At 62.1% G+C, this 25,336-nt stretch carries 19 protein-coding genes and 3 pseudogenes; 10 read left to right on the forward strand and 12 right to left on the reverse strand.

Annotated features, from left to right (window positions below; genetic code table 11):
• The first annotated feature begins 59 nt into the window (after positions 1-59).
• The 3 genes from FJ548_RS01205 to FJ548_RS01215 are packed head-to-tail and all read left to right on the forward strand — an operon-like array spanning position 60 to position 3,637.
• Positions 60-1,607, forward strand: coding sequence for an ABC transporter ATP-binding protein (locus FJ548_RS01205; protein WP_140776366.1), 1,548 nt, complete (start codon positions 60-62; stop codon positions 1,605-1,607).
• Complete coding sequence (locus tag FJ548_RS01210) at positions 1,591-2,685, forward strand: ABC transporter permease (RefSeq protein WP_140610416.1); 1,095 nt, start codon at positions 1,591-1,593, stop codon at positions 2,683-2,685. Before FJ548_RS01205 ends, FJ548_RS01210 begins: the two co-directional genes overlap by 17 nt.
• Before the next feature lie 31 nt (positions 2,686-2,716).
• On the forward strand, positions 2,717-3,637 hold the full coding sequence (locus tag FJ548_RS01215) for an ABC transporter permease (protein ID WP_140610415.1): 921 nt from the start codon (positions 2,717-2,719) through the stop codon (positions 3,635-3,637).
• 3 nt (positions 3,638-3,640) lie between these two features.
• Here FJ548_RS01215 and FJ548_RS01220 read toward each other — a convergent pair whose 3' ends face one another.
• The 7 genes and pseudogenes from FJ548_RS01220 to FJ548_RS01250 all read right to left on the reverse strand — a co-directional run bounded on the left by FJ548_RS01220 (position 3,641) and on the right by FJ548_RS01250 (position 10,466).
• The gene (locus tag FJ548_RS01220) at positions 3,641-3,898 is read right to left on the reverse strand and encodes an SDR family NAD(P)-dependent oxidoreductase (RefSeq protein ID WP_281407040.1); all 258 of its coding nucleotides are present in this window, start codon (positions 3,896-3,898) and stop codon (positions 3,641-3,643) included.
• Between the two features lie 35 nt (positions 3,899-3,933).
• Positions 3,934-5,112: an alanine--glyoxylate aminotransferase family protein gene (locus FJ548_RS01225; RefSeq protein ID WP_140693759.1), complete on the reverse strand. Its 1,179-nt coding sequence runs from the start codon at positions 5,110-5,112 to the stop codon at positions 3,934-3,936.
• A 24-nt stretch (positions 5,113-5,136) separates the two neighbouring features.
• Positions 5,137-5,732, reverse strand: a pseudogene (locus tag FJ548_RS01230) (N-acyl homoserine lactonase family protein); the annotation flags it as partial.
• 55 nt (positions 5,733-5,787) lie between these two features.
• Positions 5,788-6,885, reverse strand: a complete 1,098-nt coding sequence (locus FJ548_RS01235; RefSeq protein ID WP_140610413.1) for a LacI family DNA-binding transcriptional regulator — start codon at positions 6,883-6,885, stop codon at positions 5,788-5,790.
• A gap of 112 nt (positions 6,886-6,997) precedes the next feature.
• A complete protein-coding gene (locus FJ548_RS30670; protein ID WP_140610412.1) occupies positions 6,998-8,527 on the reverse strand; it encodes an amino acid ABC transporter permease/ATP-binding protein in 1,530 nt (509 codons plus the stop codon).
• Positions 8,528-8,607: 80 nt separating this feature from the next.
• On the reverse strand, positions 8,608-9,444 hold the full coding sequence (locus FJ548_RS01245) for an ABC transporter substrate-binding protein (protein WP_140610411.1): 837 nt from the start codon (positions 9,442-9,444) through the stop codon (positions 8,608-8,610).
• A gap of 158 nt (positions 9,445-9,602) precedes the next feature.
• Entirely contained in the window at positions 9,603-10,466 is an 864-nt protein-coding gene (locus tag FJ548_RS01250) for a PfkB family carbohydrate kinase (protein ID WP_140610410.1), read from the reverse strand.
• 95 nt (positions 10,467-10,561) lie between these two features.
• Between FJ548_RS01250 and FJ548_RS01255 the strand changes: the two genes are divergently transcribed.
• The 5 genes and pseudogenes from FJ548_RS01255 to FJ548_RS01270 all read left to right on the forward strand — a co-directional run bounded on the left by FJ548_RS01255 (position 10,562) and on the right by FJ548_RS01270 (position 14,869).
• Positions 10,562-11,569: an SIS domain-containing protein gene (locus tag FJ548_RS01255; protein ID WP_246671520.1), complete on the forward strand. Its 1,008-nt coding sequence runs from the start codon at positions 10,562-10,564 to the stop codon at positions 11,567-11,569.
• Positions 11,570-11,631: 62 nt separating this feature from the next.
• On the forward strand, positions 11,632-12,759 hold the full coding sequence (locus FJ548_RS01260) for an FAD-binding oxidoreductase (RefSeq protein WP_140693756.1): 1,128 nt from the start codon (positions 11,632-11,634) through the stop codon (positions 12,757-12,759).
• Between the two features lie 125 nt (positions 12,760-12,884).
• Complete coding sequence (locus FJ548_RS01265; protein ID WP_140610408.1) at positions 12,885-13,856, forward strand: SDR family oxidoreductase; 972 nt, start codon at positions 12,885-12,887, stop codon at positions 13,854-13,856.
• 498 nt (positions 13,857-14,354) lie between these two features.
• Positions 14,355-14,417, forward strand: a pseudogene (locus FJ548_RS30675) (hypothetical protein); the annotation flags it as partial.
• Positions 14,418-14,509: 92 nt separating this feature from the next.
• Positions 14,510-14,869, forward strand: coding sequence for a polysaccharide deacetylase family protein (locus FJ548_RS01270; protein WP_246671519.1), 360 nt, complete (start codon positions 14,510-14,512; stop codon positions 14,867-14,869).
• A gap of 82 nt (positions 14,870-14,951) precedes the next feature.
• Here the strand turns inward: FJ548_RS01270 and FJ548_RS01275 are convergent, their stop codons facing one another.
• Positions 14,952-15,632, reverse strand: coding sequence for a redoxin domain-containing protein (locus FJ548_RS01275; protein ID WP_140610407.1), 681 nt, complete (start codon positions 15,630-15,632; stop codon positions 14,952-14,954).
• Positions 15,633-15,651: 19 nt separating this feature from the next.
• Positions 15,652-18,951, reverse strand: coding sequence for an adenylate/guanylate cyclase domain-containing protein (locus FJ548_RS01280; protein WP_140776368.1), 3,300 nt, complete (start codon positions 18,949-18,951; stop codon positions 15,652-15,654).
• A 239-nt stretch (positions 18,952-19,190) separates the two neighbouring features.
• Between FJ548_RS01280 and FJ548_RS01285 the strand changes: the two are divergent.
• Positions 19,191-20,950: pseudogene (locus FJ548_RS01285) on the forward strand (adenylate/guanylate cyclase domain-containing protein).
• Positions 20,951-20,959: 9 nt separating this feature from the next.
• Here FJ548_RS01285 and FJ548_RS01290 read toward each other — a convergent pair.
• Positions 20,960-22,363 (reverse strand): hypothetical protein, encoded by a 1,404-nt coding sequence (locus FJ548_RS01290; RefSeq protein WP_140776370.1) that lies wholly within the window; start codon positions 22,361-22,363, stop codon positions 20,960-20,962.
• A 50-nt stretch (positions 22,364-22,413) separates the two neighbouring features.
• Positions 22,414-22,938, reverse strand: coding sequence for a GNAT family N-acetyltransferase (locus tag FJ548_RS01295; protein ID WP_140764063.1), 525 nt, complete (start codon positions 22,936-22,938; stop codon positions 22,414-22,416).
• A gap of 303 nt (positions 22,939-23,241) precedes the next feature.
• Here FJ548_RS01295 and FJ548_RS01300 point away from each other — a divergent pair, with 303 nt between their 5' ends.
• Positions 23,242-24,657 carry an adenylate/guanylate cyclase domain-containing protein gene (locus FJ548_RS01300; protein WP_140610402.1) on the forward strand — a complete coding sequence of 472 codons (1,416 nt, stop codon included), beginning with the start codon at positions 23,242-23,244 and terminating at the stop codon, positions 24,655-24,657.
• Between the two features lie 21 nt (positions 24,658-24,678).
• Here FJ548_RS01300 and FJ548_RS01305 read toward each other — a convergent pair whose 3' ends face one another.
• Positions 24,679-25,158, reverse strand: a complete 480-nt coding sequence (locus tag FJ548_RS01305) for a class I SAM-dependent methyltransferase (RefSeq protein WP_140776372.1) — start codon at positions 25,156-25,158, stop codon at positions 24,679-24,681.
• Between the last annotated feature and the right edge of the window lie 178 nt (positions 25,159-25,336).

Raw genomic sequence — 25,336 nt, forward strand, 5'->3', positions numbered from 1 at the left:
TCGGCGTCTCCATACCTGGTTCCCGTCCAACCTCGCCTCACGCCACGGCAGGACCCGCCATGCATCCGCGACTAGAATTGCGCAACATCTGCAAGCGCTATCCGGGCGTCATCGCCAACGACGACGTCTCGCTGTCGATCCAGCCCGGCGAGATCCACGCCGTGCTCGGCGAGAACGGCGCCGGCAAATCGACGCTGATGAAAATCATCTATGGCGCGGCGCAAGCCGATTCCGGCGAGATTTTTTGCGATGGCAATCCGATCACCGCGCACAATCCGGCGGTGTCGCGCGCGCTCGGCATCGAAATGGTCTACCAGCACTTCGCGCTGTTCGAATCCGTCTCTGTGGTCGAGAACATAGCGCTCTCGACAAGCAGCGCCTTTCACCTGCCCTCGCTTGCCGACAAGATCCGCGAGCTTTCGCTTCGCTATGGCATGCCGATCGACCCGGACCGCCAGGTGCACGACCTCTCGGTCGGCGAGCGGCAGCGCGTCGAAATCGTGCGCTGCCTGCTGCAGTCGCCGAAGCTTCTGATCCTCGACGAACCGACGTCCGTGTTGACGCCGCAGGCCGTGGTCAAGCTGTTCGAGACGCTCCGGCAGCTCGCGGCCGAGGGGTGCAGCATCGTCTATATCAGCCACAAGCTCGACGAGGTGCAGGAGCTCTGCGACACCGCCACGGTGCTGCGGAACGGCAAGGTCACCGGCACCGCTCGTCCGAAGGAAACGACATCGCTCGAGCTCGCCCGCATGATGGTCGGCTCGAAGCTGCCGGAAATGCATGTCAGCCCCTCTGTCCCAACCGAGAAGCCGGTGCTGGAAGTCAGGAACCTGTCGGCGAAAGCGAGGGACCATTTCGGCGTTGACCTGGAGGACGTGTCCTTCGCCGTGCATGGCGGCGAGATCGTCGGCCTGGCGGGGGTTTCGGGGAATGGCCAGGCCGAGCTGATCGCCCTGCTCAGCGGCGAACGCACGCATGAGCAAAGGGATGCGATCAGGATTGGCGAGACGGCTGCCGCCCGCCTGCGTCCCGACGAACGCCGCAAGCTCGGTCTAGCCTTCGTTCCGGAGGAGCGGCTCGGGCGGGGTGCGGTGCCATCGCACACATTATGGGAAAACACGGTGCTGACTGCACATCGCTTCGGCACCGTCCGCAACGGATTGGTCAACCGGCGCAAGGCCAGTGGTTTCGCCGCCGGCATCATCGACAGGTTCAAGGTCAAGGCCAGCGGCCCGGGAGCGACCGCGCAGAGCCTGTCCGGCGGCAATCTGCAGAAATTCATTGTCGGGCGCGAGATCGCGCTGGCGCCGAAACTTCTTATTGTTTCGCAACCGACCTGGGGTGTCGACGTCGGTGCAAGCGCCTTCATCCGCCAGACCATCCTCGACCTCAGCCGCGCCGGCGCGGCGGTGCTCGTCGTGTCGGAGGAACTTGATGAGCTGTTCGAGATTTGCGACCGGCTTCTGGTCATCTGCCAAGGACGGGTTTCACCACCGCTGATGCGCAAGACGACCGATCGTGAAGAGATCGGACTGCTGATGACTGGCAGAACGATGAGCATGGATACGATGGCAGGTGGGAGTAGCGACGTTGCGCTTCAGGATTGAACAAAGACCCGAGCCTTCCGCACCGATGCGCATCGCCGCGCCGCTTGTGGCGGCGGTTTTGACGCTGGCCGTCGGCTCGATCTTTTTCGCCTCCCTCGGGCACGATCCGCTGCTGACGCTCTATGCCTTCTTCGTCGAGCCGCTGAACTCGATGAACGGCTTGTCCGAATGGCTGCTCAAGGCTTCGCCGCTGATCCTGATCGCTTGCGGGCTGGCGGTCGGCTTCCGTGCCAATGTCTGGAACATCGGCGCCGAAGGCCAGTTCACCATGGGCGCGGTTGCCGCCAGCGGCGTCGGACTGTTCTGGCCGAACCCGGAGAGCGCGCTGCTGTTGCCGCTGATGTTCGTGGCCGGCATGGGGGCCGGCATGGCATGGGCCGCGATCCCGGCCTTTCTGCGCGCGCGCATGAACACCAATGAGATCCTGGTCACGCTGATGATGACCTATATCGCGACGCTGTTCCTGTCCTACCTCGTGCATGGACCGTGGCGCGATCCGGCAGGCTTCAACTATCCGCAAACCGCGCTGCTGCCGGCGGCGGCGATGTTCGGATCCTTCGATCCGGCCTATCGGCTCAATCCTTCGATCTTCGTCACCATCGTGGCTGTGTTTCTGATGTGGCTGTTCACGGACCGCAGTTTCCTCGGCTATAAGATGTCGGTCAGCGGCGCGGCCCCCCTTGCCGCGCGCTATGCAGGCTTTCGCGAGTCCTCCGCGGTGTGGATCGGCCTTCTGGCGGGAGGTGCCGCGGCCGGCGTCGCCGGCATGGCGGAAGCCGCCGGACCGCTCGGTCAGCTCTCACCGCAGATTTCGCCGGGCTACGGATTTGCCGCCATCATCGTCGCCTTCATCGGACGGTTGAACGCCTTCGGCATTGTGTTGGGCGGGCTGCTGATGTCGCTGCTTTTCCTGGGAGGCGAAGGCGTGCAGATGACGCTTGGCCTGCCCTCGGCGCTGACGCGCATTTTTCAGGGCATCCTGCTGTTCTTCCTGCTCGCCGCCGATTTCTTCATTTTTTACCGCGTTCGCCTGGTACGGCCGGCCCGAGATGCGCATGCACTCGAGATGGCACGATGAGTGAATTTCGGTTTGCGCAGGAGACAGCCTGATGGATCTCTTCATCGCCATCTTCACCGGCACCATCATCGCCGCCACGCCGCTGATATTCGCAGCGCTTGGCGAGCTCGTGGTCGAGAAGTCCGGCGTGCTCAATCTCGGCATAGAAGGCATGATGCTGATGGGCGCCGCCCTCGCCTTCTGGGCCGTCACCGCGGGCTATTCCATGCCGGTCGCGATCCTTGCCGGTGCGTTGGCAGGCGCCGCCGCATCGCTGCTGTTCGGCGTGCTGGCGCTGACTTTCCTGACCAACCAATATGCGGCCGGTCTGGCGCTGGCGATTTTCGGCTCCGGCGTGTCCGCCTTCCTCGGGCGCGGCTTCGGCAGCGAACCGATCGAAGCGCTGCACGGCGTCAGCATCCCGGTTCTGTCCGACCTGCCGCTGGTCGGGCCGCTGCTTTTCCGCTTCGACCCGATGGTCTACCTGGCCCTGCTGATGTTCGTCGCCATAAGCTGGTTTCTCTACCGCACAAAAGCCGGCCTCGTTCTGCGCACGATCGGCGAGTCGCCACAGACGTCCCATGCGATCGGCTATCCCGTGATCAGGATACGCTATATGGCGGTGCTGTTCGGTGGCGCGATGGCCGGCCTGGCCGGTGCTTATCTTTCGGTCGCGTACACGCCCCTATGGGTCGAGAACATGACCGCCGGCAAAGGCTGGATCGCGCTGGCACTGGTGGTCTTCGCCACATGGCGGCCGGTCCGCGTCTTGCTTGGCGCATGGCTGTTCGGCGGCATGACCATCCTCCAGCTGCAGGGACAGGCGCTGGGACTGGAGGTGCCGTCCGAACTGTTGTCGGCCCTGCCGTATCTGGCGACGATCGTCGTATTGGTCCTTATTTCGCGAAATCGTCAAATGCTTGCACTGCATTTTCCAGCCTCGCTCGCGAAACCATTTCGGCCGGCAAACTAAGACCTAGCCCATATCGATGCCGCCGGTCAGCGCCTGTATCTCGGCAAACAGGGCCTTGACCGATCCGGGATCGGAAATGTCGGCGGCGATCGCCTTCGTCTTGCCGCCGATCGTGGCGGCCGCCGCCTTGGCGCCGTCTGCGTTGATGTCGCTGACGATGACGGTCGCGCCGTCGGCTGCCAGCCGCGCCGCGATCGCCTTGCCGATGCCTTGCGCGGCGCCCGTCACCAGGGCCGTCTTTCCCGCAAGCCGTTCAGTCATGAAATGTCTCCCTCAATCTGCAATCTGATTTGTGCTCAGGCGTCGGCGTCGATCACGGCCAGCGCCGCGTCGATGCCCTTGCCGACCGCAAGCTTCTGGCCGGCCGCGTTCATGGCGCCGCCCAGCGCCGTCAACGCCGCGATTGCATAGATCGGCTGCGCGGTCGGGCCCATATGGCCGATGCGCGTCAGCTTCCTCAGCGTTTCGCCGCGACCTGACGAAAACACCACGCCGTAGCGAGCGCGCGCGGCCTGGCGAAGCGCCTTCTCGTCGACGCCATCCGGTATCCGGACAGCGGTCGTGGTCGGCGACGCAATCTTGTCGTTGATCGCCCAGATCGACAGGCCCATGGCGGCGACGCCCGCGCGCATGGCCCTTGCCGTCAGCGTGTGGCGCGCCCACACGGCCTCCGGCCCCTCGTTGAGATAGAGGTCGAGCGCCACATCGAGCCCGTTGATTTGGGAGACCGATGGCGTGAACGGGAACGGCTTCTCGCGCGACCAGGCATTCTCCCAGTCGACGATGCTCAACATCGACGCGCGTGGTGCCAGGGGATTGGCCTTCATCTTGACCCAGGCGCGCTCGCTGATGCCCATCATCGTCAGGCCGGGAGGTGCTCCCAGGCATTTGTTCGGGCCGGTGACATAGATGTCGGCCTTGCAGTCCTCCGGATGCGTCTTCATGCCACCGAAGGACGAGACGGCGTCGACGATGAGATAACCACCATGCGCCGAAACCAGCGCGCCGATGGCGTCGATCGGATTGATGGTGCCCGATGGCGTGTCGTGATGGCAGACGGCAACGATCGTGATTTCCGGATGCGCCTTCAGCATGTCGGCGACCGCCTGCGGGTCGATCGCCTCGTTGTAGGGCACCTCGATCTCAAGCAGATGCGGCGAGTAGCGTTTTGCCCAATAGCCGAACCCCTTGCCGTAGACACCCGAGGCAAGGTTGAGCACGACGTCGTCGGGCGTGATCAGCGACGCTGCCGCCGCTTCCAGGCCCAGCACCGGCTCGCCATGCAGGATGACGGGCTTGTTCGACAGCCGCATCGCCTCTTGCGCCTTGTCGACCACCTTCTCGTAGAAGAGCTGGAATGCCGGGTCGTAATCGTAGAGCACCGTGCGGCTGAGGCCGCGCAGCACTTCCGCGTAGGCGTTCACCGGCCCCGTGGTCAGGGTGATGACCGGATCGGCGTGTTCGAGATAGCGCATGGTCTTGTCTCCGATTGACGGCGGTCAGCCGTAGAACTGCGTGCCGGTTTTGTAGATCTTGAAGTTGTCCATGTCGTGCGAATACATCAGCTCGGCGCCGTGATCCTCGGCCGGCTTCTTGACCTTGCGCATCGAATTGACGCCGGCGACCGGTCGATGTGGAAAGCCGCCTGGCACAGCGTCTCGAGGCATTTCTAGGTATAGGCGGCGTCGATGGTGAACATGATCGGCTTGCGCTGGGAAACTCGACCAGCAGGCTGTAATGGCCGATCGAATGGCCGGGCGTCGAGATCAGCTTGACGCCCTTAGCGAGTTCGACGTCGCCTTCGATCCCCTCGAAGGTGGCGCGCGTGTGCCCTCCAGCAGTTGCGCGGTCGCGCCACGCGCCTCCGCAGCTCCGCCGAGAAGCTCAGGTCGGAATAGCCGAGATGCTCGAAAGGCTGCGGATTGCAGGCCTGCGGCACCTCCGTGCGATGGCAGATCTTCTTGGCATGCGGAAAATACTTGTGGCCGCCGCAATGGTCGAAATGGAAATGCGAGTTGACGACGACGTCGATGTCCTTCGGCTCGAGCCCGAGCAGCGCCAGTGCGCCGGGGATGGCCCGGTGCTTTTCCTGGATTCCGGTCGAGGGCGCGGCGCACGAATTCACCATGCTCGTCGGACGCGAGGGCGGATTATGCGGTATAGACGGCGATCGAACTGCGCTCCACCAGACGGGCCGTCAAGATACGGTGCTCGAAAGGTATCATGGTCTCGGTCAGCCTCTTCAAGAGGAGTTCCGCGGCTGCCGCTCCAATCAGATGCGCCGGCTGCGCTATGGCGGTGATGCCTTGGGCCACGAACTGCATCCAGTCGAGATCGTCGAAGCAAAGCAACGATACGTCTCCCGGAATCGCAAGTTTCAGTGCGGAAGTCGCCTCCAAAACCCCAGTCGACATGACACCATCGGCGGTAAACAGGGCAGACGGGGCATTGCGCATCGTCAATAGGTCGAGCGCCTCCTTGCGGGCTGCCTCGCTCGAATAAACCGCCACGCGGCGGATCAATCGCAGATCCGGCTTGATGCCTGCGGCACGATGGGCTTCCAAATAACCCAATAGCCTTTGCCAGCTTGGATGATGATAGCGAACATCAGAGCTGGAGAGATCGGTGTTTGCCACAAAGGAGCCGACATCATCGCGCTGGCCGGGCCCGAGTTCCGCCAGTATGGCGATGCGGCCGTGGCCGGCCGCGAGCATCGTCGCGATGCCGCTGCGCGTTGCAGAAACGTTGTCGACCACGACTGAATCGGTTTCCAGACCCGCCGCGATGCGATCGAACTGCACGACGGGACAGCGGGCCGCGACGGCCTCCCGCAGATGATCCGGCTCGTCCACAAAGGTCGATGAGACGATTAGTCCGTCGACCTGCTTTTCCAACAGGAGCTGAACCGCCTCTCGTTCGAGTTCGGGATTTTCGTCACTGTTCGTAACGATGACACCGAAGCCGCCGCTACGCGCGACATCCCCTATTCCGCGCAGCACGCTGGCATAGAATGGGCTTTCGATGTCGCCGACCACAACCCCGATGGTCTGCGTCTTGCCGGTGATTAAACCTTTGGCCAGGCGGTTGGGGCGATAGCCCAGCGCGGCGGCGGCGGCGCGCACTTTCTCCTGAACTTCGGGGCTGCTGTAGCCGTAATCACCAAGTACGCGCCCTGCCGTGGCGGAACTCACCCCGGCCCGGCGAGCGACCTCGATGATGGTTGGGTTTTTTGATGATCTTGAAGTCACTCACCAAGCCTTGCCGCCCATGGGTGCATCGTGAAGAGACGAGCTAGCGGCAGCAGACCCTGTCCCGCAAGGTTGAAAACCACCTCACCCGAAGTTGCGCACATCATTGCAATCACAACACCTCAGACAGAAAGCGCCGAAGGCGTGGGCTCTGCGGATTGTCGAAAAGATCCTGCGGCCGCCCTGCTTCGACGATCCGGCCCTCATCCATGAACACAACCTGGTTCGCGACCTTGCGAGCGAAATTCATCTCGTGCGTGACCACGACCATGGTCATTCCCCTTTGCCCAAGGTCTGCCATCAAATTCAGAACGCCTTTCACCAGTTCCGGATCAAGGGCGCTGGTGACCTCATCGAAAAGCATGACTTCAGGTTCGAGCGCCAACGCCCGCGCAATAGCCACCCGCTGCTGTTGTCCGCCCGAAAGATTGGCCGGCCGGTGATCCTTGCGTTCCAGCAGCCCGACCTCCTGGAGTCGTTCCTGGGCCAAGCGGTCGGCCTTTTCGCGCGACACGCCTTTGACCTTGCGCAGTGCCAAAGTGATATTGGCGAGCGCGCTGCGGTCGGGAAACAGATTGAACTGCTGGAAAACCATGCCGACGCGCCGGCGAAGCTGGTCAGGCGTCGACCTATGAATGCTTTCGCCATCGAGCAGAATGTCGCCCGCGCGACATTCGACGAGCCGGTTCAGGCATCGCAGCAACGTTGATTTGCCCGACCCGGATGGCCCGATGAGGCAGGTGACAGTCCCTGGCTCTACTTTCAGACTGACGTCATGCAGGACCTGAAGGTTGCCATAGGCCATATCTATGTTTTTGACTTCAATGCCGCCGCCCTTGAAACGCGTCGTCGCCGCCGCGGACGACTTCGCAACGTCCGGCCTGCCCGCTTCGGCAAGCTCGGCGACTTCCTTGAGCCCGCTCTGCACAGCGACGATGCGCTTGCCGACGCGCATGCGCGCATCGATATAGTTGACAAGGTGGGTCAAAGGCACCGTGATCACCAGGTAGAATATGCCCGCCAGCAACAGCGGGGAGAGGTTGCCGGTTAGGACGGCCTGATCTTGCCCCACCCGGAACAGTTCGCGTTCCGAAGCGAGAAGCCCGAGGAAGTAGACAAGGCTGGAATCCTTGACGTTGCCGATGAACTGGTTGACCAGTGCCGGCAGCACGCGGCGGATGCCTTGCGGAATAACCACCAGCCTCATGCCTTGGCCATACGTCATGCCAAGAGTACGCGTGGCGTCGAGTTGCCCGCGTTCGACGCTCTGAATCCCTGAGCGAAAGATTTCTCCGATATAGGCCCCGGCAATCAGGCTGAGCGCCAGAATGCCCAAAGGATAAGGTGACGGACCGAACAAGTCGCGGCCCAGCCGGGCAAACCCTTGGCCAATGATCAGGATCGTAACGATGGCGGGCAGCCCGCGAAAGATGTCGGTATAAAATCGTGCAATGAGCTTCAGCGGCCAGCTTTCGGAGATCCCCATCACGGCGAGCACCATTCCGATCAGCGTGCCGAACAGGGTCGACGCGATCGCCAGGATCAAGGTGTTTTTCAGACCCACCATGATCATGTTGGGCAGGACGTCCACCATCGCCTGGAAGTCCAGGAAGCTGCGCGTGAATGTATCGAGCCAGCTCATATTCAATCCCACCAGAAATGCGGCCGGGCACATCGCTCACGAGCCCGGCCGAAAAGCATCGATGAAAGACGCCCTGCGGACTACTTCTTGGGCAGATACTGGTCCGGCATCGGGGTGCCTGGGAACCACTTTTCGTGCAGCCGTTTCCAGGTGCCGTCGTCCATGGCCGCATGCAGCGCCTTATTCAGCGCCTCGCGAAAGGTGTCATTGCCCTTTTTTACGACGAAGCCCGCCGGCGCATCGAAGGATGGCACGTTCATCGTTATCTTGAGGTTTTTATAGCGCTCGACATACTGCTTGGCCGACTCGTAGTCGGTGAAATGGCCATCGATCGTTCCGTTGTTGAGTGCAGCTACCGCGGTGTTGTTGTCGGGAAATTTGACGATGTCACCCTTCAGGTTCTTCTCGGCATAGATTTCCTGCAGTGTACCCTGGATCACGCCGATGCGCTTTCCGGCGGTGCTCTCATTGCTGGTCAGTGCCGGATCGGCCGAGATGATCGACAGGTAGCCAGCGAGGTAGCCGTCGCTGAAATCCACGGTCTTCTTGCGCTCCGCGGTCGTGCCGATGGCGGCAACGGCCACGTCGAAACGGCCGTTGGCAACGGAGGGCAGCAGCGCCGAGAATTCCTGGCCGGTGAAAACGACCTGCTCGTCCTTGAAACCGAGCCGGTGGGCCACGTCACGGAACAGTTCCGCGTCGAACCCCGTGAAATTGCCATTGGCGTCGGTGAAGACATAAGGTTTTGCATCGCCCATCGTCCCGACACTGATCGCCGAAGGATCAATGAGGTTGTAGGGATTGTCGGCCGCCTTTGACTGCGTTGACGCGACCAAAGTTCCAAATCCGGTCACCAGCGCAATGGTCGCGGCCAGACCACATTTGATCAGCCGACGCCTGCTCGAATTCGTTTGCATGTCTTCTCCTCTCATTGATAGCCGTACTCGGCCTGCGATCCCACTTGAGCTCTCATCCACGGACCGACGCTCTCAGGCGACGCCTGGTTTCATGATGAGAACGTTCTCACGTTAGCATCGGAAATTCTTTACGTCAATTGTCATGGAGAACCCGGCAACTACACCGTTCCGTCTTGTAGGCGCTGCGCTCGGAGCAGGATTTCGGACGTGACCACGCCTATATCGATCGCCGCCGCATGGCCGACCGCCCCGTAGTACTGGCATGTAGCCGCCGCTGCCTCGGCGGCTTGGCCGAGAATGTCCCGAGGTGCCTCTTGCTTAAGAAGGCCGAATAGCGTTCGGGCGATGAAGGTGTCGCCCGCGCCCAGCGTGTCGACCGGTTCGACCAGTCGCGCCGGGACGCGGCAGGAGACGGAGTGGCTGCGAAGCAGCGCACCGGCCCGACCACGCGTGACAAGGACCCATTTGGAACCACATGCAAGCAATTCGGATGCAATTGCGTCCGATTCCTTGTCATCGAGACCGTCACCCGACACCGAGGCCAGATAGCAGTAGCGTCCGATCGAATGGCGATGCTCCGGTTCCCGACGTGTCGAAAAATCATAAGAAACCAGCGATTTATTGGCAATCTCCGGTATCCATGCATCGAGCCCGCTAGACTGACCGATGTGGGTGGCCTGAAAGCCCGAGAGAAAATCGAGATCTTCTCGGTTCGGCGTGAACATCGACACGCCGAGATCGAAGGTCAGGAAAATCCGATCGGCATTGTGGTGACCTATGAGGCAGTAGGCGGTGGGCCCGTCGAGGCGGCGCAGCCGACTGACGTCGACGCGCTCCGATGACAGCGCGGTGTGGATCAGGTCCCCGGCGCGGTCTCCGCCGATCGCTCCGACATATGCCGTCTGCCCGCCGAAGCGGCTGATATTGACCGACACATTGAGGCAGTTGCCGCCAGGATACATCTCGCCCCGGGCAATATAGCAATCGACAACGTTATCGCCCATCGCGGCAATCTTGACCATGGCGGAACTTTCGGTTTATGAATATGAGAACGTTCACACAATGACTGCTGTTTGTCAATTGTGCGCCGGCCTCAAGCTTTCCGAACGAGACGAGGATGCTCATGATTTCCGCACTGCCCGCCGATGTAGAACGCGCCCTGGCCGCCACGGCGGGCAGGCGGTTTTCGCATCTATTTCTCGTGGCGTGCGGCGGCTCGCTCTCCATCATGATGGCAGGAAAATACTTCGTCGACCGTCACAGCGGCACGATGGCCTGCGACATCTACAATGCGGATGAGTTCGTCTGCCGTGATCCACGGCGCTTGGGACCCGATACGCTCGTTGTCCTTTGCTCGCAGACCGGAACCACTAGGGAAACGGTGCGTGCTGCCAATCATGCGCGGGATCGAGGCGCCACGACGATCGGCATGACACTCGACCAAACATCGCCGCTTGCTGGGGCGGTCGACCACCCGGTCGCCTACCAGGCTTCCTACACGACCGGCAAAACAATCGATTCAGCCTACAGCAACTACGGAGTGCTCTACATGGTGCTCGCTGGCCTGATCGACGATCGAGAGAATGCCGGACTGACCGCCGACCTGCTGATCAGCCTCGGCCATCTCCAGCCGGCGATCGATCGTGCGCACCGGATCTATGCCGACCGGTTTCAGGCCTTTGCACCCCGTTTCGCGCCGCGCAAGGCAATCTATACTCTCGCCAGCGGTGCCAGCTATGGCGCGGCCTATTCGTACGCAATCTGCGTCCTGATGGAGATGCAGTGGTACGATTCGCAGGCCATACATGCCAACGAGTTCTTCCACGGGCCTTTCGAGGTGGTGGACGAGGATGCAGGCTTCATTGTGATGTTGGGGCTGGACGAGACGCGGCGCCTCACCGAGCGCGCGCGCGACTTTCTTTTCCAATATGGCAGCCGTGAGAACATCCTGCTTGTGGACGCAACGGAACTCGACCTCATGGGCATGGCAGATCGGATCAAGCCCTATCTCGTGCCCCTGGTCTTCTTCGACACTCTATGGCGGTTTGCCTACAAGCTGGCCGATCTGCGCGACCGGCCGATGCTTGAGGGCCGGCGCTACATGAAGAAGCTGAAGGATTACTAGACCTACCGTTCTTCGCCCAATGTCGGCATTCCCATTCCTCTTCCGCGTAGAAGGAACTCTCCATGACCGCATCCTCAAAGCCGCGCCAGGTGATCGTCGTCGGCGCAGGCATCTTTGGTGTCTCCTCCGCTCTGCATCTTGCTCGTCTTGGCCTCGACGTGACGATCGTGAACGATGGTGCGCCGGCCAATGGGGCCTCGGGCCGTTCACTTTCCTGGCTGAACTCGGCGCGGCGCGCCGACACCGCCTATCATCGCTTGAGGCTCGCTGGCATCGACCGCTATCGCACGCTGGCTGCCACAAAGCCGGAAACGGCATCGTGGCTCCGCTTCGACGGCGGCCTGACTTGGGATGCGGACGAGAACACAAACCAGATCGTCTCGATCTGCCAACTGGAGCAGGATATCGGCTATGACGCCCTGTTGCTCAGCCCGGCGGAAGTTGCCGCCGTGACGCCCGGTGTGAATACCGGTGCGATCAGTCCACAGGGCGCGATCTTCAATCCTGGCGAGGGATGGGTCGACTTGCCCGCTCTGATCGATCGGCTGCTCAAGGAATTCCGCGCCAAGGGCGGCAAGCTTGTCGAGGATGCCGGACGCGTGCGGATTGATATTATGGGGGGCCGCGCTCGCGGCGTCGTCACCGCTGGTGGCGAGCCGCTAAAGGCAGATTCAGTGCTGCTTGCCGTTGGACCAGCCACTCCAGCCGCGCTCGCCGAGATTGGCGTTCATGTCCCCGACGCCACGCCGATTTCGCTGCTCCTGAAAACCCAACCGATCAAGACCGACCTTCGTGCCGTTCTGAACACGCCGCGGGTGGCGGTGCGGCCAACGCCCGATGGTGCGCTTGTTTTGGATTCGGCATGGTCGGAGGAAGAGGTCGTCGCCAACTCGGACGGCACCTACACCGTGCACGACAGGACCGTCCAGGGACTGCTCGACGAAGCCAGTGCAGTGCTCGACGGCAATCCGCGTCTCCAGCTCGCCGCCTACGCCGTCGGCCCGAAGCCTATCCCCGGCGACGGCGAGCCGGTGCTTGGAGAACTCGAGACCGTCCCTGGTCTCCACGTTGCCTTCAGCCACAGCGGCGCCACGCTCGGACTGATTGTCGGCGAGTTGCTCGCCCGCGAGATCGTCTCGGGCAATCCACACCCAATGCTCGCAACCTTCCGCGCCAGCCGTTTCAGCTAAACAGGTGACAAGGGAGCCGCAGCTCCGATGCGGCCGACAGCAGCGACCGATAAAGGAAATGATGCGAGCGGCGTAAACCTTTTTGTCTGACGGGAGTTGTTCGTTCTCCAGATCAGGAGACAGCCATGCGGATGAAATCGGAAATCGCCGGCGAGGCGGCCAAGCAGCGCCACATCCAGCGCAGCATCGATGCAAAGGACAAATCGAGACCCAAAGCCAAACAGCAAGGCGCCATGCAGGCAGGCGCGCGAAATTACCCCGAACCGCCCTTCCCCGAGCAGCACCAGCCAAAGCCTGGGCATGAGTGGGCGATCGAGCCCGCTCCGCTTTACGACGCGCCCTACTACCTCGGATCGAAAAAACTCGACGGCAAAGTCGCCTTGATCACAGGTGGCGATTCCGGCATCGGCCGTTCCGTAGCGGTTTTGTTTGCCCGAGAAGGCGCCGACATTGCGATCGTCTACCTGGCGGAGGACAAGGACGCCCAAGAGACAAAGGAGGCTGTCGAGAAGGAGGGCGCAAGCTGCATCCTGGTGAAGGCCGATGTCAGCAAGCGCGAACATTGCCAGAGGGCGGTGGCGGAGACGGTTGAAAAATTCGGGCGGATCGACGTGTTGGTCAATAATGCGGCTTTCCAGATTCACTCCCAGGATTTCAGCGAACTGACCGAAGAGCATTTCGACACCACGCTGAAGACCAATCTCTACGGCTATTTTCATATGGCTCAGGAGGCCGTGCCGCACATGAAACCCGGCTCGGCCATCATCAACACCGGCTCGGTCACGGGTATCGAGGGCTCGAAGGCGCTGGTCGACTATTCCATGACCAAGGGCGGCATCCATGCCTTTACGCGAGCGCTCTCCGGCAGCCTGATCGGCAAGGGTATACGAGTGAACGCCGTGGCGCCGGGTCCGGTATGGACGCCGCTCAATCCAGCGGACAAGGAAGCAGATGATGTGGCGAAGTTTGGCGCCGACACGCCGATGAAACGACCGGCGCAACCGGAAGAACTCGCGCCCGCCTATGTGTTCCTCGCCTCGCCGCACTGCTCGAGCTACATCACCGGCGAGATATTGCCGGTCGTCGGCGGATATTGACAGAGCGGCTGGTGTGGCGAAGACCAGATGATCCTCACCCGAGCGGTGAAGAAAGCGCGGGCGGAAATGCACGGGCGCATCGATCTCAGCTCTACGCCGTCGGACATGAGTGCTTGCCATTCCAGCCTGTCTTCAAGTCTTTCTTGCCTGCCTCCAATTCGCCCCGATCTTGACAGGGCTGTGCTGCCGTCCGATGCCGTCATCCGTTTTTAACATTCGCCGACTCTTGCCGAAAAAACGAAAGCTCGATGATCCAGGGCAATGCTACCGTAGGCGGTGTGGTACCGATGTTCCTGGCGGACGATGGGTCGACGAAGGAAATCGCCGGCTATGTGTCGGGACTCCTGTTCTACCTCCGAACCAGGCGCGGGTAAGACGGCGTGGCGCATCATCCCTTGGTTTCGATCGTGGTGGCTGCGCGCCAATGGCTTTCACGCGATCATGTCCGAGCAACTGGAATAGTTCATCGCCAACCGTCACCCTTTCGTTGGCCGTCCGGTGCTGATCACGTTCGATGACGGCTTCCAGAACTTTGCCGACCATGCCTGGCCGATCTTGCGCGGGAACGACCTGACCGCGGAAGTGTTCCTGGTGACGGATTTGGTGGGGGAAGTGCCAAGTGGGATGCCGACTGCGGTCCACCGACGCCGCTCATGGACGCCGGGACGGTGCGGCGCCTCGCCGGCGAAGGTGCGTTCTTCGGAGGCCATATGGCGACGCATCGCGCCATCGACGGTCTGTCGAGCTCCGACCTGGCCGCCGAACTTTTGCGCTCACGCATGTTCGTCGAGCGATGGACCGGCCGGCCAACGACGACGTTCGCGGCGCCTTTCTCTGTCACCGACCGGCGGCTTGGCCGGCTGGCCAGGGCGTGCGGCTATCGAACCGGCTTCGGCGGCAGGCACGGGCCGGCGGACCTCGATTGCGATCCAATCGACCTTCCCCGCATCGAGATTCGCGGCGACCGCTCGCTCGATGACTTTGTCGCCATTCTGGAGGCCGCACTCGAATGAGCCGTACAGTCCGGCTTGTCGAGGCCAACGTCTGAATTGCTTCAGCTTTGTTCAGGTCCCGCCGTTTACCGCGTTCACAAGTCTATTGGGCGACTTGGGACACCGCTGACATCAGCTCCCGCGGGCTTGGCGCCCCGAACATGTATCGCCCACCCTCTGGAACCTCCGTGAAGCTCCAGCGAACGATGCCCTGCCGGTCCAGCAGGAACTGACCGATCAGTTGTCCGTGTCCCGTTGCCATCATCTGCTCGTCGGCTTCGGTCACTTCGTAATGGTCCTTCTTGTCGAGGAATGAGCTGGCTGCAAAAGGATCCATTGGACCGGGCATCTCGCCTGGCATATCGACCCGCATAGCCATCGCCGTTGCCATCGAAACCTTGTAGGGCCAGCTCGTTTCGTCTTGGGTGAATTCGAGATTGGGCAGTCCAAAGGCACGATGTGAAGCGCGCTCAGGGTCGGAGGCCGCGAGCAGGTTCGGCATCGGGTGGTAGCGGAAATAGAGACGTGCCCGCTCGATGGGCGTGTTGACCACCGTCAGGCTCCCGACGCCCTTTTCACGCAGCTCCGGATCGAGCCGCGCCTGGGCGGCGATATGGCGCCGGCAAAACGCACAATGCAGACCTCGAAACAGGCCGACCAGCACGGGTTTTTGTCCGCGAAAGTCGTCCAGCGCGATCTTGCCTTCCTGGGTAATGGCGTCGAGTACAACATTCGGCGCACGGTCGCCCGGTTGAAGCGGCACCAAGTCACTCTGCGCGGACATTTGCAACCTCCAACCCCGGCTAGTCGAGAAAAGGCAGCACCACAAGCGCTTCCGGGTCGAGCCCGTGCTGGGCGCATATACCCTGCGCCAGGGAAAAGTAGCGTTCGGCCTCGATCAGATTGTCGAGGTCGAGATTAAGCGTTGCGAGGCCATCATAGCACGGAAACAGCAGTTGGGGGTCGCCCGTTTCGCGGGCTACGTCCAGTGCTTCGTGGAACAACCCAACCGCCAGCTCCGGGCGGCTGTTGCACTGGTGGATCTGCCCAAGCACGATCAACGGCACCGGCAGGTGCTCACGCTGGTCGAGCGCCCGGTCGATCTCGATGGCCTTCTCGGCAGCGGGCACGCCCTCCGTCGGACAGCGATCCGTGAAAGTACAACAAGCGACCGCCAGATTGGCGAGGAGGCGCGCCTGGAAACCCAAATCACCAATACGACGCGCCACTTCAAGACCGCGCCGACAGACCTCCATCGCCTGTGCCGGATCGATGGTCGTATAAAGCACGCCGAGATTGGTATAGCCGCGGCAGGCCGCGCCCGGCAGGCCGGCGGCTTCGGCCAATTCAATGCTACGCTCAACCTGACGCACGGCTTCATGGTTTCGCCCAAGGCGAGCCAACGCAACAGCCTTGGTATTGAGTGCCTCGGCGGTCACAAGAGTGGCATCGCGCCCTGCCTCGGAGACATGCTCCGTTGTCAGATCGCGTACGCAATCCAGCGCCGCGTCTGCCCATTTTGCCGCGAGAGCGTTATCTCCGCCACGGAACGCCTGTCGGCCACGTTCTTGCCAGAGATGCGCCTGCTCGACCGGGGCATCCGCCCCATCGAGGAGCGCTGCCGCTTCAGCATAGCGGGATTCTGCGTTGTCCCGCTTGCCGACGTCCCAGAGCAGCCGACCGATCTTACGCAAAACTCGTGCCGAAGCGATATGGTTGGCCGACTCGCGATATGCCTGCAACACCGTCTCGTAGTGGTGGTGCGCGATCTCGCGGCGGCCTAGCGGGCCGCTCAAATCGGCAATGCACTCTGCAATAGCCAGTTTGAGCGGTGCCTGCCCGGTCGTGCCCAGCGCAGTCAGCGCTCGCTCGTAGAAACGAAGGGCGTCGTCGTTGGCATATATCATGCGGGCGCGATCGCCCGCTGCCTGCAGGTAGTGCGCGCCCTTCTCCCGCTCGGCGCTCTGTGCGAAATGATGACCGAGCACGGTCAAATCCTCGAGCCGTTCCGGCTTGTCGCCGCAAAGTTGCTCCAAGGCAGCACCGACTCGCCCGTGGATGTCGGTCCGGCGTTGCAGGAGCAGATTCTGGTAAATCACGTCCTGCAGCAACGTTTGCGTAAAGCGGTAGCTTTGCGACGAGACCGAGCCTGATCCGGCAACTTCCTCAATGATTTCCGCATCGCAAAGCAGTTCGCAGCCGGTTTCCAGCTTGCCGGGGTCGGCGGTCACGGATCTCAGAAGTGTGGCATCGAAGCGCGGGCCGATTACCGCGGCTTCCTGGGCCAACCGGCGCACCTCTTGAGGCAGCCGGTCGACGCGAGCAAGCAACATTGCCTGGATAGTGGCGGGAATGTCGGTTGCGACTTCGCCTGCCACAGTCCGCCATTGCTGACCATCGCGCATCAGTACACCGCGATCGACAAGGCCGCGAACGATCTCCTCTACGAAAAGGGGGTTGCCGCCCGCGCGATCGAGGATCTGGTCGAGAAGCCCGCCTGCGGAGTTTACCCAGCTCTCGCCGAAAAGCGCCGCCAGCAGGGTGCGTCCGTCATTGTTGTTGAGCGGCGAAAGCCTGAGCGCTGTGTGACTGACCCGACTTGAGTCGAGCTGGCCGTGGTCCGATGCCGGACGATGCGTGACCAGCAACATCAAGCGCGTACGTTCCAACCTGTCCATTACGAAACGTAGCGCCTCGAGCGACACGGCGTCGGCCCAGTGCAGGTCTTCGACGACAATCAACAGCGGCGACAACGCAAGCCGCCGTTCGATGATTGTGCGGACTGCGTAGAGAATTTGCCGCCGCAACTGCTCTGGCTCGACATGCTGCAAGGTGGCATCGGGGTCGCCAAGGCCAAGCACATGGTAGAGCAAAGGCATCAGCCGCTTCGCCTCCTCGCCCTGCAGGCCGAGATCGCCAAGCAAGCCTGCGAGCTTGCCGCGCATTTCGTCCCCACTGTCGTTTTGCATCATCCCGGCAGCGCTGCGCACCACTGCGCCCAAAGCGCCAAATGATTGTTCGCCCAGCGGTGAGCATGTGACCCGCCGTACGGCGACGCTGCGAAAACGATCCTCGTCGCCGACGCGGGCCACGAACTCCTGCACCAGCCGCGATTTCCCGATACCGGCTTCTCCGACGAGGCGGACAAGTTGGGCCGAGCCGCCACACGCCTGGTCGAGGCTCGCCAGCATTCTATCGAGCTCCGCACCACGACCTATCATCGGCGCACTGAGGCCGAGCGCCTCGAGCCCACGTGCTGCACGCGGCGCCGCAAGCGGTGCATCCAGTCGATGGACGAGCACGCTGCCAGCCTTGCCGCGAAACACGACATCACCCAGCGACTCGTAAGAGAAAGCATGCCGGGTCAACCTGTGAGTGAGCTCGCCTACCAGCACCTCACCCGGTGCGGCCAGCGATTGCAGTCGTTGCGCCGTATTCACGGTGTCGCCGGTCACCGAGTAGGATTTGGCGGTGCCGATGCCCAATCCGCCGGTGACGACCGGACCCGTGTTTATGCCGATGTGGAGCAACAGAGGCGAGCCGGAGTGAGGGGCGCTTTCGCCGAGCCGCGCCGTCCGGGCGATCATGTCGAGAGCGGCGCGAAGCGCACGTTCGGGATCGTCCTCATGCGCGACCGGTGCACCGAACAAAGCGAGCAGTGCATCGCCGATGAATTTGTCGACGAAACCACCAAAGTTTCGCACGGCCGCCGTCAATTCCTTGAACAATTCGTTCTGCAGCGTTTGCATGACCTCGGGGTCGAGCTGCTCACTGAGTGTCGTGAAGCCGCAAAGGTCGGCGAACAGCACCGTCACCGTCCGGCGATCGGCGTCGGAGACAGGATGCAGCCCTTCTTCGCTTTCGATGTTCGAAAGCAGCGACGGGGTTCGAGAAGGCGGCACAATGGTCCGGCTTGGTGTCGGGCCAGGCCGTTCGACGGCTTTTGCGTGCGCACCAACGCTTGCCCCACATTTCGGACAGAACTCGAAATCAGGCGCACAGGGATAGCCGCAACTGGCGCATGGCACGGGCTGGCGCCTGCCACACCTCGGACAGAAGGCGTAACCGCCCTCAATCTCGAAACCGCAGCCCGAACAGTCCATGGAACAGACCTCGCTAGGGGCCGTGACGGCATGATCTCGCTGCGTACACACCGCCACGGTCTCACAAGGATGAACCGATCGCCGTCGGCCGGCAAGCGGCAGCGCAAATGGGCATCGAACGATCCGTGTGGATCCGGCAACGGAGCGCTGCGCATCGGGCGGCTGCGTGGCCGCCGTTTTTGCGAAAGTTCCCTCCTGCCTCCGTGTTCCTGCTATCGTGGAGATGAGGAAACGGACCCATGAGCGAGAATCGTAGGCTAGTCGCAATCCTGGCTGCGGATGTGGTCGGATACAGCAGACTCGCAAGCGCGGACGAAGATCGTACGTTGGCGAGGCTGCGGACACAGCGTAGCGACCTGATCGATCCGACTATCGCCGTGCACAACGGGCGCGTCATCAAGCGCACAGGCGATGGGGCGCTGGTCGAGTTTCGCAGCGTGGTAGACGCCGTGCGCTGTGCCGTCGAGGTGCAGAACGGCATGGTCGAGCGCAATGCCGGCGTGTCGCAGGACCGCCGTATCGAGTTCCGGATCGGCATCCATCTGGGTGACGTCGTCGAGGAAAGCGACGGCGATCTGATGGGCGACGGCGTCAACATCGCCTCGCGCCTGGAGGGCGTCGCGGCGCCGGGCGCCATTTGCCTGTCAGAAGATGCCTATCGCCAGGTCAAGGCGAGGCTCGATCTCTCCGTCAACGATCTCGGCGACACCAAGCTCAAGAACATCGCCGAGCCCATCCGGGTCTATTCGCTGCAGGGGCCAAGGTGCCCGCGACTTCGGATACCGCGGCGGTCCGGCCTGCGGCGGCAGCGCCGCCGAAGCTGTCGATCGCCGTCCTGCCGTTCGCCAACATGAGCGGCGACGCCGAGCAGGATTACTTCGCCGACGGTATCTCGGAAGATATCATTACGGCGCTGTCGAAGCTGTCGCAGCTGTTCGTCGTAGCCCGCAATTCGTCGTTCACCTTCAAGGGCCAGAACGTCCATGTGCAGGAGGTGGGCACGAAGCTCGGCGTCCGGCACGTGCTGGAGGGCAGCGTACGCAAGTCGGGCAACAGGGTGCGCATCACCGCGCAGCTCATCGATGCAACCTCGGGCGGCCATCTTTGGGCGGAGCGGTTCGATCGCGACCTGACCGGTATCTTCGCAGTGCAGGATGACGTGACGCAGCACATCGTCGGCGCGCTCGCGGTCAATTTGGCGGATGGCGACCGGCAGCGGCTGGCGCCCGAGCACACCCACAATGTGGAGGCTTATGATTGTTTCCTGCGAGGCCGGGAGCTGTGGCACCGGCTGACGAAGGAAACGAATATTGCCGCCCGTGACGTTCTGAAACGTGCCGTGGAACTGGACCCGAATTTCGCTTCGGCGCACGCCTTTCTGGCTCTCACTCATGGGCTCGACTATTTGAACAGGTGGAGTGCCTCGCCGCCGAGATCGATGGAGCAAGCTGCCGAGATTGCGACGCGGGCCGTAGCAGTGGATGATGGCGACCCCTTGGCACATTGGGCGCTCGGTCTGGTCTACCTTTACACACGTCGGCACGACGGAGCCATCAGCGAGGCTGAGCGCGCGATAGTCCTCAATCCGAACTTCGCCGAAGCGCACGTAAGCCTGGGCGAGGCGCTCCACTATTCGGGTAGATCCGAGGAGGCGCTACAGTGGTTCGAGCGCGGCGCGGCCTTGAACCCCTATTTTCCGGACGTGCTCCTGCATTTCCAGGTGTTGGCATGGTTTCAGCTGGAAAAGTACGAAACGGCTGTCGACTTGTTGCAGCAGCGGTTGAGCCGCAATCCCATCAGCGACGTCTCGCGCGCGCTTCTAGCCGCCAGCTACGGCCATCTGGGCCGTTTCGACGAGGCCCGTGCGGCATGGCAGGAGGTACTCCGCGTCAATCCCGACTATTCGCTGGAATACCGCCGCAAGATCTTGCCCTACAAGAACCCTGCCGATTTCGAGCTCGTGGTGGACGGGCTGCGCAAGGCCGGAATCGTGCAGTGACCGGCGAGGTCATGTCCGGATGAGGCCTTGAGGCTCAGGTATCACTGCCCGGCCGACCTTGCGCCATCGGGGGTTTTCGCGAACCAGTTTAAGGTCGTCGGTCGTCTCGGCGAATGTCCGCAAACGGTATTGCCGGAGCAGGTCCGGGAAGAGCGCCCCTTCCGGCAGGCCGGCAAGCTGCTCGCGGACCGAGATCTTTTCATCGATGACCCCCATGCCCCAGGCATTTTCCCGAACCTGCAGTTCCGCAGCCAGATCGCGCTCTTCCGGCGCGTTTTCATCCAGCACGGCCAGCAGGATCGAGTGGAAAAGCGCTACATAACCAATCTGTCTCAGGCCGCCCACAACCCGCACGCGCGGCAATATGGCAAGAACGAGGAACATCAGGAACAAGTTCGGCAGCAGCACGCCGTCCAGCAGCGCCTGCCTGAGATGCGGCCGCTCGAACGGGATGCAAAGGCCATTCGGCCTGTCAGGCTCGACCAGTCTCCCGTTGTCGAGGACGAGCTTGCGCACGCGCTCCTCGCGGATGCCCCAGAAATAGTCCGTCGCATTGGGCAGGAATCTGCCAAACGGGCTCGATGCGGCCTCTTGCAAGGCATGGTCGAGACGCTGGCGTCTTGCGGGCTCGATGAGCAGCCTGGAAAGAAGGTTGCCGTCGGATTCCAGATGCCGCGCCATGGCAGCGCCGGCGAGCCGATCGTTGATGAAAACCGGCAGGGCCATGCCAGAACGGTCCCAATTGGCGAACAGATCCTCGTTGAGGGCTGTCAGTGCATCGGCGGCGGTTCCAAACACCTTGTCCTGACTGGCAAGCAGTGTGCCCAGCCAGCGGCTGGCATCCGTTTCATCGCCCACCGCTTCGAGCCCGCGCTTGTTGAGGGAGACGGGACCGGCCACGCAGGCGCTTTTGCGGCACAGTTTGTGGCGCCCCATGCCAAACAGGTTGACCTTGGCGTCGCCGACATCGAGCCATCCCGGCCCCTCCCGGCCAATCGTCTCCATGGTCATCGTCGTTCCCATGAAGCCGACAAACGCGGACAGTCCGTTTTCGACCGCGCCGAGCCAGGCAAGCAGCAGGGCATCGAAGGTGATCCGGTCCATCAGAAGCAGGCAATGCAGGCCGGACTGAATCACCGGTCTGTGCTCGAACTCTTCGAGGACCTTGCCGGCCTCCTCAGGTTGCATGACCGCACCGAGGCGCTGATGCAGGACTTCACGCAGGATCGAGCGGGCAGCGATCGCCGGGCCGGATGCAGGCCTTGTCACCGGCCGCCACAGATGGCGGGCATAGTCGGAAACCGGTGCATTCCAGTTCTGCTCGATGTCACGCACGACTTCCGGGCAGAGCAGCGACAGCACAGCCAGAATTTCCGCCGGAGGCGTAGGGGTTCGGTCAAAGGCGGCGGTCATTGGTCCCGTCTAGCCGCTTGTGGTGCAAACGCCAAGGGAAACAGCGAGGCCTAGAACCGCAGCCGGGCCATGCTCAGGAGGTCGTGGTACTGCCCGTCGGTAAAACCGGCCTTCACATGCCGACCTTCGACCTCGAAGCCGTGGCTTGTGTAGAGGCGGATGGCCGGTTCGTTGTCGGCATAAACCGCCAATTCGACCCGCTTCAGGGCCCTCCAGTTGTCGGCCACGTCAAGCAGCGCGCCAAGTATGGCGGAGCCGATGCCCTTGCCGACAAAGGCATCGTCGAGGCCGATATTGATCTCGCCGATATGCGAACGGCGCGGCGAACCCTGCACGACCAAGCTGCCATGGCCGACGACCTTGCCGTCCAACTCCGCAACGATCCAGGTGGTTTCCTGGCCGGACTTGGCGATGCGCCGCTCTACCTGCTCCACCCTCTCGAAGGGCATCCTGAACGTGCCCCAGCGGAAGCCCGGCATGCTGAAGATGGCGCAAAGCGCCTCCGCATCGCTTGGCCGGACGGATCGGAGCAGCGGCTCGATTTTCTCGGAGGATGGCGAGGTCGTGCTGGTCATGGCGTTCCGGCAAAGGCAATCGGCCCGCCACGATGTACCGGACTTCACCTGAAAATCCAGCCGTCTCTGCAATCCATGATGCCGATTGCGCCAAGATACCGTTAGATGGCGTAGAGTTTGAAGACGCCGCTGATGCAGCGTGGTGCCGCTTGTGGCCAGTGAAATCCGCCGCACGGAATTGAACTGTCACCAGGCTTATCTATTCGAATGGCGGTACGGTCCATTTCGAAGTAAAATGGAACACTCGGACCAAAGGGCGGTCTGGTCAACACGCCTTGGGGCGCATTTTCCGGAGCCTGCACCATGAACGAAGCTCAGGATCTGTTTTCGCTTCTGCGGCAATCGACCGATGTCGATCCGAGGGCAATCGACGCGATTGAGCGAACCATCGCCGAGGCAGGAGACCGCGAACTTTGCCGCATCAATGCGCCAGCCTTCGCCAGCAAGCATGGCCTCGACGAGGAGCGCGCCATAAGTGCCTTCCTGCATGCGGCGCGGGTGGGCATCTTCGACATTTCCTGGAACGTCCTGTGCCCCGGCTGCGGCGGCGTGCTCGACACCAACGCCACGCTGAAGACCCTGCAGAAGGACGAATACACCTGCACGCTGTGCTCCGAGGGATATTCGCCGACGCTCGACGAGATGGTCGAGGTGACATTCACCGTCAGTCCCCGCATACGCAGGATTGCCGCCCACAATCCACACGAGCTGCCGTTGATGGAATATTTCCGCCAGATCTACTGGGCGTCCGGCGTCGATCTGCCGGATGAGGATTTCGCGAAAAAGATGGAAGAGATCTCACTGGAGGATATCGAGCTTGCGCCCGGTGAAAAGGCGGTTTTGCCGGTACAGCTGCCGCCCGAATTCGTCATCGTCTTCGAGCCGGTCACCCATTCAGTGCAGTTCATCGACGGGAAGGGGGAACCAACAAAGGAACGCCGCAGCCTTTCTTTGGTCTTCGACCGCGATCATGTCCAGAGCCAGACGCTGGAGATGCAACCCGGCCCGTTGCGCATTTCGCTGGAAAACAGGACCGACACCCGCGTGCTGCCGACGGTCTTCATCGCCGGCAAGGCGTTGCATGATTTGCTCGGCAAACGCCGGCCCTTCCTCACCGCCAAGCGCCTGCTCACCAACCAGACGTTCCGCGATCTCTACCGCGCGGACACGCTCGACATCGACCAGCGCCTGAAGATCACCAGCCTGACCTTCCTGTTCACCGACCTGCGCGGATCGACCGCGCTTTACGAGCGGGTGGGCGATCTTTCGGCCTTCGATCTCGTGCGCGAGCATTTCCAGGTTCTGCACGAGATCGTCGCGGCCGAGGCAGGCGCGGTGGTGAAGACGATCGGTGATGCGGTGATGGCGACCTTCGCGACGCCTGATCGTGCGATTGCCGCGGCCCTCAGGATTCGCGAAGCCATGCGTGGGCTCAACGAAAAGAGCGGGCGCGAGGACCTGCTGCTCAAGATCGGAGTCCATGCCGGTCCCTGCATCGCCGTGTCCATGAACGAGCGACAGGACTATTTCGGCCAGACGGTCAACATAGCCTCGCGGGTGCAGAACCTTGCCAATGCACAGGCGATCTTCGCCACTCGTGCGGTGGTCGACGACACTCTCACCGCCGATCTGTTGCACAGAAACGCGCTGACGCCCGTGCCCCACGAGGTCTCGCTGCGCGGTATTGAGCGAGAAATAGCGATATACACGATCCCCTGAGGGCTTGGGTCGCCTCGGTCCTTACACGCGCCTGCAGATAAAATACCGATCGGCCGGCACCGAAGGCGGCGGCACGAGGCGTTGCAACAGCGGGTGATCGAGCGGCGTGCCGCTGACCGCGATGCCGCCGACGCGAAGCAGGCGCGCGGCCAGCTCGGGAAGCCAGGTAGCGGTCACCGCATCGCGATCTTGATAGCCGGTGCCGATGTCGGCATGGACAAGAGCGGCGTCGATGCCAATGAACCTGCCCGCCGTCTCACGTATTTCGCCGAGCACGAGGTTTTCAGCTTCGGGAATTGAACTGGAGTGCGCGGCTAGCGCGCGGTCGAACGCCACGATCCGGCGTCCGGGCAGGCGCTCGCGCAGGTGGTGGTACGTCCGGCCATTGCCCAAGCCGAGTTCGAGCACGGGACCCTCGATCTTCGCCACCTCCGCGCAGACTTGATCGAGAATGTCGCGCTGTGCGGTCATCCTGCGGATGAAACTCTCGAGGCGACTCATATGCGTTCGTGTGTCCTGAACCAGCTCAAAAAATCGGCAATGCCCGCGACCGGAACGGTTCGCGGGTAAAACCCGGGCGCGACGTAATAAACCCGGATCGAGCCTCGCCGCATATAGAGCCGAACGATGAACACTGCAATGAACCGAACAGGCTACCTACAAGGATCATACCGGTGGG

It is taken from the genome of Mesorhizobium sp. B2-4-17, from assembly GCF_006441275.1.
Lineage (GTDB): Bacteria > Pseudomonadota > Alphaproteobacteria > Rhizobiales > Rhizobiaceae > Mesorhizobium.